We start from the raw sequence: 17,045 nt of genomic DNA on the forward strand, positions 1-17,045 counted from the left end.
CCGGTGCCGCATAAATTTCCCGTTTCAAAATTTTTCATTCACTCTCCCTCTCTGGCACTCTCCATATTTGAGTACAGACATATATTATACTGATCCATAAAAATCTGTATTTCCCAAACTTTCCATTTCCGCGCCGTTTTTCCACATAAGCAGCATTGCGTCAGGCGGCCTGCATACCTCCAAAACCTTTAAAGCTCCACTTCCCTCTTTCTAAAAAAAGACGAAACACAAAGTCCTATAACTATCAGGCACAGGGAAAACAAAAATGATACCGCCTGTCCATATCCGGCTTTATAATATTTATACAGATTTTCATACACATAAATGGAAACTGTTCTTGAGGCCCCTCCCGGCCCTCCTCCTGTAGCCGATAAGGTAGTTGCAAATTCTTTCAGCCATGAGGTCAAAGTCAGCGTCACACAAACGGAAAAAGCCGGCATCAGAAGTGGAAGGGTCACACGGGTAAACTGCTGGAAAACATTTGCTCCATCCGCTCTGGCTGCTTCGTAAAGCTCCATCGGAATATTTTTCAGCCCCGACAGATAAATGAGCATATTTATCCCCGCTCCGTTCCATACACCGATTATCACAATCGCCGGAATCACCCAGGAAGGATTCCCCAGCAGATTTTTAACACCAAACAAATCGGATATAAACTCTCTGTACAAAAACTTCCATAGAAATGCGGTGAGTACCGAACTAAAGCATACCGGAATAAAAAAGATGGTCCTTGCTACGGATTTCAATTTTCCGAATTTACTGTTGATCAGCATGGCCAGACAAAGAGACACCACATTGCTTACCACCGTACCAATCAGTGCAAATTCCAGCGTATTGTAAAAAGGAGTCCGTATCCTTGCATCCTTAAATATATCCACAAAGTTCTTAAGCCCAATGTACCGATACTCCGTTGCAACCCCATCCCAGTTCGTAAAGGCTATATTGATACCCATCACAAAGGGAATCAGCATAGCAAAAGCAAAGAAGCAAAAACCCGGGATCACAAACAAATATTTTGTCATTTTCTTTTTCATACGGCAGTAACCCTGTCCTCTCCGCCGCCTATCCTCTGCGGCATACATCCTGTAAGTTTCAAACACCTTCGTTTAAATTTCCATTTCCATCACCGCATGCACCAGCCCCACATCATAATATACCCATAATCCCATATCTGCCTCATCGCCACACCGAATCTTCTTGGATACAAACTTCCCTTCCGAATCAAACTCCCCTTCCTCTACCACCTTATACGCCTGGTTTCTGGCATTTAAATATTTAAATCCTCTAAGAGATGAAGTCATAAACTCCATATTATCTTTTCTTATTAATACTAATTTAAAACCGTCCCCTGCCAGAAAAAATTCTCCGCCTCCCGCATAGACAATCAATCCTTTTCCCCTCACCTGTACATGCTCTTTGTCATCATGACCGCAGTCTAAGTGAATGTAGGGTTCATCGGTAATTCTGTTCAGAAAATATACACGGCCCCAGAAATCCCCGAAGTCAAAAAACATAGATTCCATCCACTCCTGCTGCACCACCGCATAAATTTTCCCGGTCCCCTGGTATTTTTCCAAAAGCGGTTTCATGGAGGAAAGAATCTTCACCGTATGCCGGAACTGTTCACACTCAGGTCTCAGATTCCCCTCATTGTCAATGGTACTGTCTATTGCAAAGCAGTGGATGCCCGTAAGCCCGTGCTTTGCCACCGCCTCAAATAGATGCAGTGCATTCCGCTCATCTGCATGGGATTCCGGAATATAAAGGGCGTTATCCGCTCTGTTGTAACGGGAACACACCATCTGATAAGTATCTCTGTCATCAAAGTAAATATCCGGGCAAATACAATCAATATGAGGCGCAAAATATTTCCACACATCCAGCGCCAGAGAGGTTGCTCCCCCAGAAGGATAATCAATTCCCGGAATCCTGCTGCCCGTCTCCCTCACCCACACATTTACATACAAAGGCAACTCATAGGCCTGTTTCCCCGCCGCCGCCACATTCTCCACATAGGATGCAAAGCAATATGCCGAAAAAATCTCCTCCGCCATCAGGCCAAAGGTTTCTTTCCAGGGCGATGAGAGCAGGGAACCATTTTCTTTCCAAATCTCAAAAAGTTCTCCGTCTTTCAGATTTTGCAGAAACTGTTTCATATTTTCCGGGATCGCTGTGCAAAACATTTCTTCCGACTCCCGGCCATAGTCCCTCGGCGTCCCCAAAAGTCCCGGTTCATTTTCAATCTGAAATGCCAACACCATATCATCCTTATTTTGTTCCTTTATGTATGCCAGCACTTTTGCAACCGCTCTGCCGTCAGCCTCCATGGTCTCTCTGCCCATGGGAGAAAGGATACGGGTAAGCGCTCCCACCGCATTCTGCGCCCATATAAACCTCTTTTTATCTGCCTTCACCCATTCCGGCACATAGTGGGAGGCTCCATTTTTCCAGGTTCCAAACCACAAAAAAACCACCTTAAGCTGATTCTCACGGGCCTTTTTCAAAATCAGATCAACCTGTCCAAAGTCAAAAATTCCTTCTTCCGGTTCTATCTGATACCAATAAAGCGGCGCCGCAATGGTATTCATCTCAAATTTTCCGATAGCCCTTATTGCGCGTTCTAAGGTTTCTTCCGACTGGGAACTGCTGTTATTCACCTGCCCTCCGATAGAAAAAAAACTATTTTTCTTCTTCTCAAACATTCTTAATCTCCTTATTCTAAAATCGTTTACTCTTTTTGGCACAAATTTATTACAATTATAGCCCTTATTTTAAGCTATAATAAACATATATTTTAATTAATTTTATATTTTTTTGTATATTTTGTCCTATTCTTCTGTTGCCATTTTGCAATCGTTTACATTTCATAGTATAATATCTTTTCCTTTCTATGTCAACAGGCTGCGCAAAATTATTTGCAGGATTCTCTTTCTTCAATCAGCACCGGCAGTTCATCCCAATCCTGACATTCTTTTCCATCCATCATCCCAAGCACCATATCTATAATACGTCTGCCCAGCAGACAATAATCGTTCCCCACCGAAGTCAGCTCCGGTTCCATAATCTCTGCAATATATGTATTGTCAAAACTTGCCACCGAAATATCCTTGCCGATTTCCAGACCTTTTTCCTTTATGGCATGCACAACGCCCACTGCCACTAAGTCGCTCACTGCAATCACCGCCGTAGGCAGCGGGTCCTTCTTTAAAATCTCCCGCATAGCCAGATAGCCACCCTGCTCATTGTAGGCGCCGCTTTCCGCTATATAATAATTGCCATATTCAATTCCCTGCCTCTTTAACATCTCCTGGTAACACTTTCTCTTTTCCCAGGTTGAGCGGACATTTTCTCTCCCTCCGGCTAACGCAATCCTTTTATGCCCCAGTCCTAAAAGATATTCCATAAGCTTTCTCATGCAGCGCTCATTGTTCACCTGTACACACCTGCTCTGGGTTCCATTCACCTGCGCGGAAGTGACAACCGGAACTCTCCTTGAAACTTCCTCTATCTTTTTCACAAACTCAGCATTGTTATCCATTCTGTCCACACTGCCGCCAATGTGGACAATTGCGCATACACGCTGGGCCAGCAGCATATCGTAACAGCGCCGCTCTAAACTTTCCGAATCCAGGAAATTATAAAGCAGAAGCGAAAATCCCTTTTCATTGGCATACATTTCACATTCCACAAAAATATTGGCATAAAAGGGATTCCGCACATCCGATACCAGAACGCCTATCACATTGCTGCGGGCGGTACTTAGATTTTTCGCCACAATATTGGGCTGATAATCCAGTTCCCGCACTGCCGCCTCCACCTTCCTGCGGGTATTCTCCCGTACCTTCCCCGTCCCATTAAGCACCCTGGACACGGTGGCCGTTGAGACGCCGGCTTTTCTGGCAATATCAATAATCGTTATTTCCTGTTTCATCCTAATACCCTCCCCATATCGCAAGCTTTGCTTGCGGTACTGCGCACAGCAGACAAAGCTTGTTATTCCAAAATCCTTTCATCCTTCCCGGGCAGCAGCGGAATCCCTGATTACAAACACAGACTCCACATAGGAAAGAGATTCCGGTTTTCTCACCCCTGCGGCATCCAACGCCGTATAAATCAGCTTCTGCGCAAATTTGGCATAATGGCACCCAACCGTTGTAAGGGCAGGCTTCGTGGTTTCTGAAATATATGTGTTGTCAAAGCAGACCATAGACATATCCTCCGGAATCTTAAGCCCTTTTTCCCGAACCGCTTTCATGGCGCCCACCGCCGTCATTTCATTGATCATAATGATTGCGCTGGGTATCCTTTTCCCCTCTAAAAGTTTCCTGGTACAATGGTAGCCGCTCTCTTTATCGTACCCTCCTTCCATCACATATTCTTCTCTGAAAGGAAGTCCGCGTTTTAGCATGGTCTCCCGGTATTGCTCTCTCTTTTCGTAGGTGGAGCGTACTTCCTTCTGACCTCCCACAAAGGCAATCTCCCGATGGCCCAAATCAATCAGATATTCCAATAAGGTACGCATGGCCCTGGCCTCGTCCGTTCTCACACTGTAACAATTGTCACAAAAGGCATAACCCGCTGTGACAATCGGTATCCGGGCCGCTATATCTTTTATACATTGAAGATAGGTCTCGCTCACCTGCTGCCGGTCAGAACTGCCTCCTATCTGAATCACCGCGTCTACCTTCTGGTTCGCCAGCCTCCTAAAATGCCCTATCTCCATCTCCTGCACTTCCAGACTGTCACAGGAAAAAATCGTATACCCGTTTAAATTGGCAATCTTTTCGCACTCTATCAGCAGATGGGAAAAAAAAGGATTCCTAAGATCCGCCGCTATCACGCCCAAAGTCTTCGTGCAGGTCTTTCGCAGTCCCGTAGCCAGCGCATCGGGCACATAATTGTATTTCTTTAAAAGCGCTTCTATCTCCTGCCGCTTTTTCGCGCTGACATTTTTATGTCCGTTATAAACCCGCGATACTGTGGAGGCCGAAACGCCTGTCTCTCTTGCAATGTCATATATCGTAATTTTCCCTTTTTCCCCCATATAAATCCCCCATGCTGCCAGTTCTTGCAAATTTGGGCGTCAGCACAAATTTGTCTGTGAAAAATTTATTTTTCACAGTATGACCACCTTCTTCTCATCGTCTACAAATCCGGCTATCAGAAAATATGCCGACAAGCACTATCTCTGCTGACACAGATAAACTTTTGCTCCGTATGGATTACACTTATTCGTATCCCCAATCAATCCTGTCTTGTCAACATAAATTTCAAAGTGAATCGACTCCCAAAAGCCTTTATCTCCAGGATTTAGATAAATTCCCATAGTCCTTCCTCCATAAACCTATTATATGGGAAAAATAACGGATTAACAAGAAAAACCCTGCGATTGTTAAAGTAACCGCAGGGTTTTATGATTTATTTTTGTAATATGCTCTCCAATTCCCCAATTGCATAAAGAGGTAAATTAATTAAATTTTTTCTTTTTTATAATCGGTCATCGCTGTGCGGAAGGATATCATTATGCCATGCATTTACAAAAATTACAACGAAAATCAGATGTATATTTCGCTTTTTACAGCGTATATCAGATGTCCTTCTTCAAAAGTCAACACCCTCTGCAGAAGGCGGGACATCAATCTTCAACGAAATATTTTACATCGCATTATTGCCGTATAAATCAATCGCCGTCTCGCTCCCTTACTGTACCATAAGATTCGTATATCCCATCAAGCTCTCATCCACAGCCTTAGCCGCCTCCCGGCCTTCCCTGATCGCCCATACCACCAACGACTGGCCTCTGTGCATATCCCCGGCGGTAAAGACATTCTTAACGGAAGTCTCATACCTGCCCGGCGCCGTATTTACATTGGTGCGCTGGTCAAGGTCCACCTTAAAGGCGTCCGTCACATACTTCTGACTTCCCAAAAAGCCAGCCGCAATCAGCACGATCTCCGCCGGAAGAATCTTTTCCGACCCGGCCACCTCCTTACTGCTCATCCGCCCCGTATCTTCCTTCTCCCATGAGAGCTTTACAATTTTTACCCCCTTCAAATTTCCGTTTTTATCCTTCACAAATTCTTTCACCGTGGATTCATAAATCCTGGGGTCCTGGCCAAATACCGCAATTGCCTCCTCCTGGCCGTAGTCGGTCTTTAAGACCTTGGGCCAGAGGGGCCATGGATTATCCTGGGCTCTTTCCTCCGGCGCCTTCGGCATCATTTCAATCTGAGTGACGGATTTGCAGCCATGACGGATGCTGGTTCCCACGCAGTCATTTCCTGTGTCACCGCCGCCTATGATCACCACGTTTTTATCCTTTGTATTGATAAATTTCCCATCCTGAAAGTTTGAATCTAAAAGGCTTTTGGTGTTTACCTTCAAAAAATCCACCGCAAAATAAATCCCCTTTGCATCTCTTCCCGGTGCGTTTATATCACGGGGGTTGGAGGCGCCGCAGGCAAGCACTACTCTGTCATAATCCTTCAAAAGCTTTTCAGCCTTTACATCCTTTCCCACATCCGCGCCGCTTAAAAAGGTGACGCCTTCCGCCTCCATCACCTTCACCTTGCGCTCTACGATATGCTTTTCCAGCTTCATATTCGGAATGCCGTACATTAATAGCCCTCCAATCCTGTCTGAGCGCTCAAACACCGTGACGCTGTGGCCTCTTTTGTTGAGCTGGTCGGCCACCGCAAGGCCGCTGGGGCCGCTGCCCACCACCGCAACAGTTTTACCAGTTCTGACCTTAGGAGGCTTAGGGTCCGCATATCCTTCCAGATAAGCATTTTCAATAATGGCATATTCATTTTCTTTTGTGGCTACGCTTTCTCCGTTCAGGCCGCAGGTACAAGCCGCCTCGCACAGGGCCGGGCACACCCGGGATGTAAATTCAGGGAAACTGTTCGTCTTTACAAGGCGGTTATAGGCCTGTTTCCAATTGCCCATATATACAAGGTCGTTCCACTCAGGCACCAGATTGTGCAGCGGGCAGCCGCTGGCCATGCCGCCCACATTCATACCTGACTGGCAGAAGGGAACCCCGCATTCCATACACCGCGCCCCCTGAAGCTGCTGCCTTTCCATGGAAAGATGCTCATGAAATTCATTAAAATTTTTAATTCTCTCTTTAGGCGCAACGTCCTTTGATACTTCTCTTTTATATTCCATAAATCCTGTTGGCTTTCCCATAATCTCACCTGGCCTCCTTCGCCGCATAAAAAGCTTCAATCTGCGCCTGTTCCGCGCTGAGTCCCTTTTCCTCCATCTGTACAATGGCCGTAAGCATTTTCTCATAGTCATAAGGGATAATCTTTTTAAATTTGGGCAGATAATCTTTAAAGTTATTGAGCACCATCTTCCCTTTTTCGGAATTGGTCAGCGCCACATGTTCCTTAATCATTTCCTTCAGTTCAATCACATCATATTTAGAGGTTACTTCATAGGAAGATACCATTTCCTTATTAAGGCGGATATAAAGGTCGTTATCCTCATCCAGCACATAAGCGATTCCGCCGCTCATGCCTGCCGCAAAATTTTTACCGGTTCTTCCAAGCACCACCACCCGTCCGCCGGTCATGTACTCACAGCCATGGTCGCCTACGCCCTCCACAACCGCAACGGCGCCTGAGTTACGCACACAGAAACGCTCCCCGGCCACACCGTTTATAAAGGCTTTGCCGCTGGTTGCTCCATACAAAGCAACGTTGCCTATGATAATATTGTTTTCCGCCAAAAAGCGGCTCCCTCTTGGCGGATAAACCACCAGCTTACCGCCGGAAAGTCCTTTTCCAAAATAATCGTTGCTCTCTCCTACAAGCTCAAGGGTAAGACCTCTAGGTATAAAGGCTCCAAAGCTCTGACCTCCCGCACCACGGCAGAGTACATGATAAGTATCCTCATCAAGCTCATCTCCCAGGTTTTTCGTGATTTCCGAACCCAAAATCGTTCCGAAGGCTCTGTCTGTATTTTTTACCTCCACCTCTATGCTGCGTTTGCTGCCTTCATTCATGGACTTGCGCAGCTGCTTTAAGAGCACCTTTTCATCCATGGTAGTTTCCAGCTTAAAGTCATAAACCTGCTTCGGGTCAAAGGTTACTTTTTCCCTGCCCCCTGCGTAAGGATTGGCAAGTATAAGACTTAAGTCAATCTGTTTTTGACTTTCGCTTAAGCCTTCTTTTACTTTTAACAGTTCCGTATGCCCTACCAGCTCATCCACCGTGCGCACGCCCAGCTTTGCCATGTACTCCCGAAGTTCCTGGGCAATAAACCGCATGAAGTTCATCACATATTCCGGTTTTCCTTTAAAGTTTTTGCGCAGCCTTGGATTTTGGGTGGCCACGCCTACAGGGCAGGTGTCCAGATTGCACACCCGCATCATTACACAGCCCATGGTCACAAGAGGTGCCGTTGCGAAGCCAAATTCCTCCGCTCCCAGGATTGCCGCAATGGCAACATCCCGGCCACTCATCAGCTTTCCATCCGTTTCAATTCTCACTTTATTCCGAAGACCGTTCATGATCAACGTCTGGTGTGTTTCCGAAAGCCCCAGCTCCCATGGAAGTCCTGCATTATGGATGGAATTTCTGGGGGCGGCTCCTGTACCGCCGTCATAGCCGGACACTAAAATCACCTGGGCCCCTGCCTTGGCAACCCCGGCCGCCACAGTGCCCACCCCTGCCTCGGAAACCAGTTTCACGCTGATTCTTGCGGCCTTGTTTGCATTTTTCAAATCATAAATCAGCTCCGCCAAATCCTCGATAGAATAAATGTCATGGTGGGGCGGAGGCGAAATCAATCCCACACCCGGTGTAGAATGTCTGGTCTTGGCAATCCATGGATAAACCTTACCGCCGGGAAGATGCCCTCCCTCGCCGGGCTTTGCCCCCTGCGCCATCTTAATCTGTATCTCGTCTGCGCTTACCAGATATCTGCTGGTAACCCCAAACCGCCCTGAAGCCACCTGCTTAATGGCCGAGCACCTGTTCACACCGTCAGGCCCCACGGAAAGTCTGTCCAAATCCTCTCCCCCTTCCCCTGAGTTGGAGCGTCCATGGAGACGGTTCATTGCAATCGCCATGGTCTCATGGGCCTCTTTTGAAATAGAACCGTAGGACATGGCGCCTGTTTTAAATCTTGTGACAATGCGGTCCACACTCTCCACTTCCTCAATGGGGACACCCTTTTTCGGGTAGTTAAAATCCATAAGGCCCCGGAGATTTTTAATGGAATTTTCATCATTTACCAGAGCCGTGTACTGCTGAAACATCTGATAGTCCCCGCGCTTAGTGGACTCCTGCAAAAGGTGGATGGTGGCCGGATTATAAAGATGTTCATCCGCTCCGCTTCTCATTTTGTGGTGTCCAAGGCTGTCTAAGGTCAAGTCATTTGCAAGCCCTAAAGGATCAAAGGCCTGTGAGTGAAGGGCGTCCACCTGCTTTTCGATATCCTTAATCGTGATACCGCCCACACGGCATACCGTATGAGGAAAATACTTGTCTATTACTTCTTTATCAATGCCAATGGCCTCAAAAATCTGAGAACCCTCATATGACTGAATGGTACTGATCCCCATTTTAGAGGCAATCTTTACAATACCATGCAAAACCGCATTGTTGTAATCCTCCACCGCCGCGTAATAATCTTTATCCAGCATATGATTGTCAATCAGTTCCTTGATGGATTCCAAAGCCAGATAAGGGTTGATGGCGCAAGCGCCATACCCAAGCAGCGTTGCAAAGTGATGCACCTCCCTGGGTTCTCCCGACTCTAAAATAAGAGCCACGCTGGTCTTTTTCTTCGTCACCACCAGATGCTGGTTCAGTGCGGAAACCGCCAACAAAGAAGGGATTGCCACATGATTTTCATCCACTCCTCTGTCAGAAAGGATGATAATATTGGCTCCGTCCCTGTAGGCTCTGTCCACCTCCACAAACAGTCTCGCAATGGCCCGCTCCAGGCTGGTGTTTTTATAATAGGTAATAGGAATTACCTCCACCTTAAAGCCATCCTTTTTCATACTTTTTATTTTCATAAGATCCGTGTTGGTCAAAATCGGATTGTTCACACGGAGCATATTGCAGTTTTTGGGGATCTCCTCCAAAATATTCCCGTCTGTTCCCACATAAATGGTTGTGGAGGTTACAACCTCCTCCCTGATAGCGTCAATGGGCGGATTGGTCACTTGGGCAAACAGCTGCTTAAAATAATGAAACAGAGGATGATAGGTCTTGCTCAGCACCGGTAGGGGCGTGTCAACCCCCATAGCCGCAATGGCTTCGCCGCCGCATTTTGCCATGGGAAGAATGCTGTTTTTCAGCTCCTCATAAGCGTACCCAAAGGCCTTCTGCATGCGCTGTCTTTCTTCATCCGTAAACTCCGGTACACGCTCGTTGGGGATTTTAAGCTCATGCAGATGGACCAGATTGCTGTCAAGCCACTCTCCATAAGGCGCTTTGGAGGCATAGGTTTCTTTTAGCTCATCATCATCTATCACCTTTCCCCCGGCAGTATCAATCAGCAGCATCTTGCCCGGGCGCAGTCTTTCTTTTACCAGAATCTTATCAGGCGCAATGTCCAAAACCCCAACCTCTGAGGAGAGAATCAGCTGGTCATCATCTGTGATCAAATAACGGGAAGGACGCAGACCGTTTCTATCTAACACTGCTCCCATCACATCCCCATCGCTAAACAGTATGGACGCCGGCCCGTCCCATGGCTCCATCATGGTTGCATAATATTGATAAAAATCTTTTTTCTGCTGGGACATGGTCTTGTTGTTGGCCCAGGGCTCCGGTATGGTTATCATCACCGCAAGAGGCAGCTCCATGCCGCTCATGACCAAAAATTCCAGTGTGTTGTCCAGCATGGCTGAATCTGAACCGGATGCATTTACCACCGGAAGTACCTTGTGGAGCAGTCCGTGCAAATGCTCTGACTCCATATTTTCCTCCCGGGCAAGCATCTTATCCACATTTCCCCTGATGGTATTGATCTCACCGTTATGTACGATAAAGCGATTCGGATGGGCGCGCTCCCAACTTGGATTTGTGTTAGTAGAAAAACGGGAATGTACCATAGCAATGGCGGATTCATAATCCTTATCCTGCAAATCTCCAAAGAAGGTGCGCAGCTGGCCTACCAGGAACATGCCTTTGTACACGATTGTTCTGCTGGAGAGGGATACCACATAGGTGTTGTCTGAAGATTGCTCGAATACGCGCCTTACCACGTACAAAAGACGGTCAAAGGCAACTCCCTTTTCCACCTGGGCCGGCTTCTTTACGAAGGCCTGCATAATATGAGGCATACACTCAACCGCCTTGTGCCCCAATACGGAAGGATCGGTGGGCACCTCCCGCCAGCCTAAGAAGGTAAGGCCTTCCTTTTCCACAATAATTTCAAACATTTTTCTTGCCTGGTTTTTCTGCAGTTCATCCTGAGGGAAGAAGAACATACCCACGCCGTATTCCCGTTCCTCGCCGATTGCTATATTAAGAGGTTTGGTTACTTTTTTGAAAAATTTATGAGGGATTTGTGTTAAAATGCCCACGCCGTCACCTGTTTTTCCTTCCGCGTCCTTACCGGCGCGGTGCTCTAAATTCTCCACAATTTTAAGAGCATTCTCCACGGTTTCTCTGCTTTTGATTCCCTTGATGTTAACACAGGCGCCGATTCCGCAATTGTCGTGTTCAAACTCGGGGCGGTGCAGGGGGGCTTTGGGGGCAGTACTTTTTGCTTCAAACATAATGACTCTCCTTCCTTTTATGGTTTTGTTTCCATATAATTGCATGCATCGCTGCACGGCAAACAATGCGCGATACATGATCCACAGCCAAATCTTCTTCTGAATGCAGCAAACAAAATAGCAGTGAATTTTAACCATAAAAAAATCGCAATAAGGCTCTTTTTTCGCCCCATTGCGATTCACGAGTTATAATATACACCCATTTTTTCATGTTGTAAATATAAACTTTTTATGGAATTGTCAGATAATCTGTTAATTTAAACTTTCATCTATATTAGTCAGACTTTATTCTTTATATTCAAAATAATCTCATAAAAATATGACTATTTTATTCTTTCTTTATCCGCCACAGACTAATTCCGGCCACTGCCAGTAAGGCCAGCATGACCCAAATACTCACTTCCCAGCTCATATCCTTAAGCCAATTATAGTAGGTTAGGGTAAAAATGCTAATGTTGGCTACGGCATGGAATAGGACGGGCGCTGCAAAGTTGTGGTATTTTTCATATGTGTACGCAATGAAAAGGCCCAGCAGAGTGCCATAGAGCGCTTGTACCAGATTTCCATGGTAAAGGCCGAAGAACAGGGAGGATAGGAGCAGGGCGATTGGATAGTTAAAACACTGCTTCATCCTGTTATAGAGGATCCCACGGAATATTGTTTCTTCTGCCAGTGGGGAAATGATTCCGTACAGAATGAGTCCTGCTGCAAATTCCACTCCGTATTGCATCTCATGTACCCTGTCATATGTCTGGGAGCGTTCCGAGAAGCCTGTCCGGGCAAATAAAATGTTGATTCCCACAGATGCACAGAAGGCAAGCGCCGCTAAGAAACAGTAGGCGGTCACGGTTCTTTTCTCATACACCTGGGCCTTTATCTCGTTTCGAGCCGTCCTATAGACAAAAGCCGCTCCGATTAAGATGGCAAGGCCGTTAACGGCCCCTTGCAGGGTATCGGCATAGCTGCTGCAAAACGCCCTGATACTTTGGCTGCCAGATGAGAGAATCAGCTCCATAACTGCCCATAAGAGAAATTGGGCTGCATCATGCGCCACAAAGTAAATTAGAAGCGGCAGCAGCAGATAGGCTGTCTTTTGAAAGGAAGACCAGCTTTTTATCTCCTTTCCGGTCTTCCTGCCCGTTCCACCTGCTGCCCTGTCCGGCTTAAACATGGATGTCCAGCTTTGCAAATAAATCTCCCAGGCTGGTTCCTAAGCTTTCTCCGGAACTATAACTTCCTACATCTGTCTTTTCAATCTCCTCCGCCGCCTGGCCTTCCTGGGCTGCCTTTATGCTTAAGGAGATTTTCCCATCGCGGGTGTTTAAAACTTTTACTTTAACTTTATCGCCCACTTTCAGTACCTCTGAGGGCTTTTTGATTCGCTTTTGGCTAATCTGTGAAATGTGGACCAGGCCGCTTAAGCCGTCTGTTAAATCCACAAAAGCTCCGTAAGTATGCAGGCTTTCCACTGTTCCCTCTAAAATGGTGCCAGGTACCAGCATCGCTACCTTGTGGTCATGCTCTTCCTTCTCCTGCTCCCTTAAAACTTCTTTGGCGGAGAGAACCAGCTTTTGTTTTTCCTGGTCAACGGTCATAACCCGTACTGTTAATTTCTTTCCCTGATAAGGCTCCAAATCCTCCACATAAGAAAGGGACAGCTGAGAAGCCGGGATAAATCCCCTGATGCCTTCCACGTAGGCTATTACGCCGGCTTTGACCACCTGGCCCACCTGTACTTCCAAACTTTTCTTATCTTCCATGTACTGCTTTAATACATCCCATGCCAGCACTGCGTTTGCTTCTTTCCTGGAAAGGAGAATGTTGCCCTGACCATCGTCCATACGTACAACTGTGGCTTCCACCACATCTCCCACCTTTACATCCTCTTTCAGGGAGAATCCGGGGTCATCGCTCATATCCGCGGCTTTGATGATTCCCTGGGTATAGTACTTTAAGTCCAACGTCACTTCTTCCTCGCTTACATCAATTACCGTTCCCTGAATCACGTCCCCTTCGTTGATTTTTCGAAAGGATGCCTCCAACTCCTTTTCGTAATCTTTCATTGTCTCTTCCATAATTCTTTCCTCCTTCTTTTTTTAACAGCCACTTAGAATCTCTTTCATCTGTTTTTATAAAAATATCTGGTATTCTATCCAACACAGAAGTCTCTAACAAAGAGCATGATTACATACAAAATGATAATAATACCCATCATTTGTTCTTTCTGTGGAAATTTTTACATCATATGCGAATTCTATCTCTTTTCCCGCGTAGCGGAAACAGACTTTTTTGTTCAATATATTTTTCAGTAAATCCCTTTTCACTTGAAGAATCGGCAGTCTTACACTTGCTTTCCGCTTTGCCAAAAGCACCGTATGTTTTGAATCCTTTTCCATTTCCTTATGCTGCCTGCCATTGCTGACACAAATGCCAAATTACATCCTGTCCGCCTACATCCTTTTTAAGATCATAAAGCCACCAGCAGCACATACCCTTTTCTTCATTAATTACCTTTCATCAACCGCTCCTGGCTTATCAATTTATACCAATTACTCCGTCACCCCATGCTCCAGCAAAAACTGCTTCACCAAATCATTGCGTGCGCCCAAAAGATGAATCTGGTCAAAGGTATACTCCTCATTCAGGTTCCCTTCTTCATCACAAACCACCTCGTTTACATCTATATAAAAAATATTTTTATTGTCCGCCAGGGTAGCAATGGCATTATTTCTCGCATTGATATTGCCGTTGTTAAAGATAGCATCCGAACTGCTTTTCTGCCCCGATACATGCATAATTCCCATAATGATTATTTTTGCATCCGGTTCCAGCTCACGGAGCGTATCAACCACCTCCGTATACTTGGCCATAAAGTCTTCCGTTGTCCCTCTGCCAAGTTCATTGATGCCCAGCATCATATAAATCTTCGTGTAATCCTTATTTTCCAAGGCCTCTGGCACGGTACCTATGTCGCTGAATTTTTCCTCCAACGCCTTATAAATGGTCAGAGACGTCTCACAGCAAAAATCCGCGTGCTCTGACAAATCCGTATACTCTTTTAATCCCACTAACCGGGAATCCCCGATAAACAACGCATCATCAAAGTAGCTGTCATCCACTGTCCCAAATGGGTAAGATGCCGCCCTGATAACGCCTGCATCTCCATATATATCAGCGGAAACATGGTTGATATACTCCTCATGGGTACTTTCCCGAAGCGGCGGCAGGCGTTCAAAGCTTGCTTCCTCTTTTAAAGACTCAGACGCACTGCGCAGAGCATCCGCCCCTACGGCTCCGGCGCCCAGCCCCATATTGGCTGTGTTTTCCTGCGCCTTTTCTTCCGGTTTCTCACCTTCATCCAAAGCATCCGAGGCTTCACCAGCTTCGGTTTCGCTCTCCTCTCCAATTCCGTCTGCATCACCGGAACTTGTATTTTCCTGGATCTCACCCTGTCCATCAGAGTCTGTTTCCTCCGGATTCATCTTATCGGTATCCGGCCCCTGTGCCATAACCGGTGTATTTTGATTGAGGAACATTTGCCATGGATAAATCTCATCATTGGCCGCGGTAAACATCACCGACAAAAGCGGCGTGGTGATTGGGTCATATTCCTGACTTGCATATATGGTATTTTTACCCCCAAGGGCTATCAAAGTAAAAAGCAGTCCTGTGCTTAACAAAAGCACAAAAACCGGACATTTTTTTATCAATTTCATTTGCTACTCCACTCCCCCTGCAAACACTGGACAGTTTTAATCTTACACAATGTTCTTTGCAGGTTAATATTTTTCCTTTGTTTTTGTAAAGTTCCGATTCACTTCTACTGTCTAAAAATTCAGGTACATAAACGGGTTTCCTGCACTAGAGGACAAAAAGTAAATGGAAAGCCAGAAGATAAACACCAGCGCCATGATAATCACAGGATGATTTCTATGTTTTTTGTAAAATTCAGATACTGCCGGAATACATAATAAAATTCCCGCGATAAAATAAACACTATAATTTTGCGAATATTTGATGATATCCTGCTGGTTAACAGCAATTCCCGCCCCACCTGTAAGAGGAAAAAGACGCCCGAAATAAATTCCCAGCTGCTGTAAATCCGTTATGGCAAATATAACCCAGGTAAGAGGGATAACCGCCAACAGATAAATATTCCCCAAAACAGGTACTTTGTTTAAGATCTTTCCATAAAACAGCTTTTCCAAAATAATCAAAAGTCCAAGCACCGCGCCCCAAATCACATAGTTCAGACCATTCCCATGCCAAATCCCGGTCAGGAGCCACACAATGGCAAGGTTAAAAATCAGCCTGCCCTTTCTGCACCTGCTCCCTCCAAGCGGAATGTATACATAGTCCCGGAACCAGTTTCCAAGGGTCATATGCCATCTTCTATAAAATTCCGAGATACTCCTGGACGCGTAAGGATGGTCAAAGTTCTCTATAAAGTCAAAACCCAGCATCACCATAAGGCCTGATGCCATCAAAGAATACCCCCAGAAGTCAAAATACAAACGCAAGGAATATCCGAAGGCGCCAAACCATGCAAGCGGCGTGGAAATACTTTGAAATCCAATCATCTGCAAATCGTTCCACAAAATCGCCAGCCGATCCGCCAGAAGCACCTTCATGCCAAGCCCAATTACAAATAATTTAAAGCCTTCCTCAAACTGCTGCAGGCCATACTCTCTTTTCCCATCAAATCCGCCTTCATTATACCTCATAATCGGGCCTGATACCACCTGGGGAAACATGGTAAAATACAGCGCTGCCTGCTGAAACTTAGGTTTACTCCAAATCTCTCTGCGAAGGGTGTCCACCTGATAAGATATCATTTTAAAGATGTAAAAGCTCAGGCCCATCGGAAGCAATCTGTTATCCACAAAAATTGCAAGCCCTTTAAATGCCGCAAGAATTGCCACATCCAGAACAACCGCTTCTATCATACACCTTTTTCGTCTCTTTTTCTGCCAATCACTTAATTGGAAGCCTTCGTTAAGCTTCCACATCTTCGTTCCCATCCAATAGTTCATCAAAGTAGCTGCCGCCAGCGCCAAAATAAAAACAGGCTCTCCAACCGCATAAAAAATAATGCTCCCAATCAGCAGCACTATGTCCTTAAGCTTATTGGGCACTACAAAATATATCATTAAAAAAACCGGTAAAAATCGGAATAAAAATTCAAGGCTTGAAAAACTGACCATAACATACCTCTGTATTTATCATTTGACTCTCGTTATCCATTTTAGCATTCCTATTTTCATTCTACAAGGATGTTTTATCAGATTATTTTAGTATG

12 protein-coding genes are annotated in these 17,045 nt (G+C 45.7%); all 12 read right to left on the reverse strand.

The annotated features are described in order from the left end of the window. Positions 1-188 precede the first annotated feature (188 nt). The 12 genes from D5281_RS07185 to D5281_RS07235 all read right to left on the reverse strand — a co-directional run bounded on the left by D5281_RS07185 (position 189) and on the right by D5281_RS07235 (position 16,950). Positions 189-1,034 (reverse strand): carbohydrate ABC transporter permease, encoded by an 846-nt coding sequence (locus D5281_RS07185; RefSeq protein WP_160559491.1) that lies wholly within the window; start codon positions 1,032-1,034, stop codon positions 189-191. Between the two features lie 72 nt (positions 1,035-1,106). Beyond that, positions 1,107-2,702: a DUF5597 domain-containing protein gene (locus tag D5281_RS07190; RefSeq protein ID WP_160559492.1), complete on the reverse strand. Its 1,596-nt coding sequence runs from the start codon at positions 2,700-2,702 to the stop codon at positions 1,107-1,109. A gap of 209 nt (positions 2,703-2,911) precedes the next feature. Beyond that, positions 2,912-3,931, reverse strand: a complete 1,020-nt coding sequence (locus D5281_RS07195; RefSeq protein ID WP_160559493.1) for a LacI family DNA-binding transcriptional regulator — start codon at positions 3,929-3,931, stop codon at positions 2,912-2,914. A 78-nt stretch (positions 3,932-4,009) separates the two neighbouring features. Then, a complete protein-coding gene (locus D5281_RS07200) occupies positions 4,010-5,044 on the reverse strand; it encodes a LacI family DNA-binding transcriptional regulator (RefSeq protein WP_160559494.1) in 1,035 nt (344 codons plus the stop codon). A 138-nt stretch (positions 5,045-5,182) separates the two neighbouring features. Next, positions 5,183-5,326: a hypothetical protein gene (locus D5281_RS25510; RefSeq protein WP_277935238.1), complete on the reverse strand. Its 144-nt coding sequence runs from the start codon at positions 5,324-5,326 to the stop codon at positions 5,183-5,185. Positions 5,327-5,700: 374 nt separating this feature from the next. Then, on the reverse strand, positions 5,701-7,191 hold the full coding sequence (locus D5281_RS07205) for a glutamate synthase subunit beta (protein ID WP_160559495.1): 1,491 nt from the start codon (positions 7,189-7,191) through the stop codon (positions 5,701-5,703). A gap of 4 nt (positions 7,192-7,195) precedes the next feature. Continuing rightward, complete coding sequence (gene gltB, locus D5281_RS07210; RefSeq protein ID WP_160559496.1) at positions 7,196-11,746, reverse strand: glutamate synthase large subunit; 4,551 nt, start codon at positions 11,744-11,746, stop codon at positions 7,196-7,198. Between the two features lie 328 nt (positions 11,747-12,074). Further along, positions 12,075-12,935 carry a CPBP family intramembrane glutamic endopeptidase gene (locus D5281_RS07215; protein WP_160559497.1) on the reverse strand — a complete coding sequence of 287 codons (861 nt, stop codon included), beginning with the start codon at positions 12,933-12,935 and terminating at the stop codon, positions 12,075-12,077. After that, positions 12,910-13,821, reverse strand: coding sequence for a S1 RNA-binding domain-containing protein (locus D5281_RS07220; RefSeq protein WP_160559498.1), 912 nt, complete (start codon positions 13,819-13,821; stop codon positions 12,910-12,912). Before D5281_RS07220 ends, D5281_RS07215 begins: the two co-directional genes overlap by 26 nt. A gap of 93 nt (positions 13,822-13,914) precedes the next feature. Beyond that, on the reverse strand, positions 13,915-14,142 hold the full coding sequence (locus tag D5281_RS07225) for a hypothetical protein (protein WP_160559499.1): 228 nt from the start codon (positions 14,140-14,142) through the stop codon (positions 13,915-13,917). A 153-nt stretch (positions 14,143-14,295) separates the two neighbouring features. Beyond that, positions 14,296-15,462: a GDSL-type esterase/lipase family protein gene (locus D5281_RS07230; RefSeq protein WP_160559500.1), complete on the reverse strand. Its 1,167-nt coding sequence runs from the start codon at positions 15,460-15,462 to the stop codon at positions 14,296-14,298. A gap of 111 nt (positions 15,463-15,573) precedes the next feature. Beyond that, positions 15,574-16,950 (reverse strand): MBOAT family O-acyltransferase, encoded by a 1,377-nt coding sequence (locus tag D5281_RS07235; RefSeq protein ID WP_160559501.1) that lies wholly within the window; start codon positions 16,948-16,950, stop codon positions 15,574-15,576. Positions 16,951-17,045: the final 95 nt, after the last annotated feature.

This window comes from Parablautia muri, assembly GCF_009917485.1.
Classification (GTDB): domain Bacteria; phylum Bacillota; class Clostridia; order Lachnospirales; family Lachnospiraceae; genus Suilimivivens; species Suilimivivens muri.

Excerpts from the sequence above, each read along its gene's own strand:
- gltB (WP_160559496.1), bottom strand. The coding sequence starts at position 11,746 with ATGTTTGAAGCAAAAAGTACTGCCCCCAAAGCCCCCCTGCACCGCCCC.
- D5281_RS07225 (WP_160559499.1), bottom strand. The coding sequence starts at position 14,142 with ATGGAAAAGGATTCAAAACATACGGTGCTTTTGGCAAAGCGGAAAGCA.
- D5281_RS07235 (WP_160559501.1), bottom strand. The coding sequence starts at position 16,950 with ATGGTCAGTTTTTCAAGCCTTGAATTTTTATTCCGATTTTTACCGGTT.
- D5281_RS07200 (WP_160559494.1), bottom strand. The coding sequence starts at position 5,044 with ATGGGGGAAAAAGGGAAAATTACGATATATGACATTGCAAGAGAGACA.
- D5281_RS07195 (WP_160559493.1), bottom strand. The coding sequence starts at position 3,931 with ATGAAACAGGAAATAACGATTATTGATATTGCCAGAAAAGCCGGCGTC.
- D5281_RS07185 (WP_160559491.1), bottom strand. The coding sequence starts at position 1,034 with ATGAAAAAGAAAATGACAAAATATTTGTTTGTGATCCCGGGTTTTTGC.
- D5281_RS07230 (WP_160559500.1), bottom strand. The coding sequence starts at position 15,462 with ATGAAATTGATAAAAAAATGTCCGGTTTTTGTGCTTTTGTTAAGCACA.
- D5281_RS07205 (WP_160559495.1), bottom strand. The coding sequence starts at position 7,191 with ATGGGAAAGCCAACAGGATTTATGGAATATAAAAGAGAAGTATCAAAG.
- D5281_RS25510 (WP_277935238.1), bottom strand. The coding sequence starts at position 5,326 with ATGGGAATTTATCTAAATCCTGGAGATAAAGGCTTTTGGGAGTCGATT.
- D5281_RS07220 (WP_160559498.1), bottom strand. The coding sequence starts at position 13,821 with ATGGAAGAGACAATGAAAGATTACGAAAAGGAGTTGGAGGCATCCTTT.
- D5281_RS07190 (WP_160559492.1), bottom strand. The coding sequence starts at position 2,702 with ATGTTTGAGAAGAAGAAAAATAGTTTTTTTTCTATCGGAGGGCAGGTG.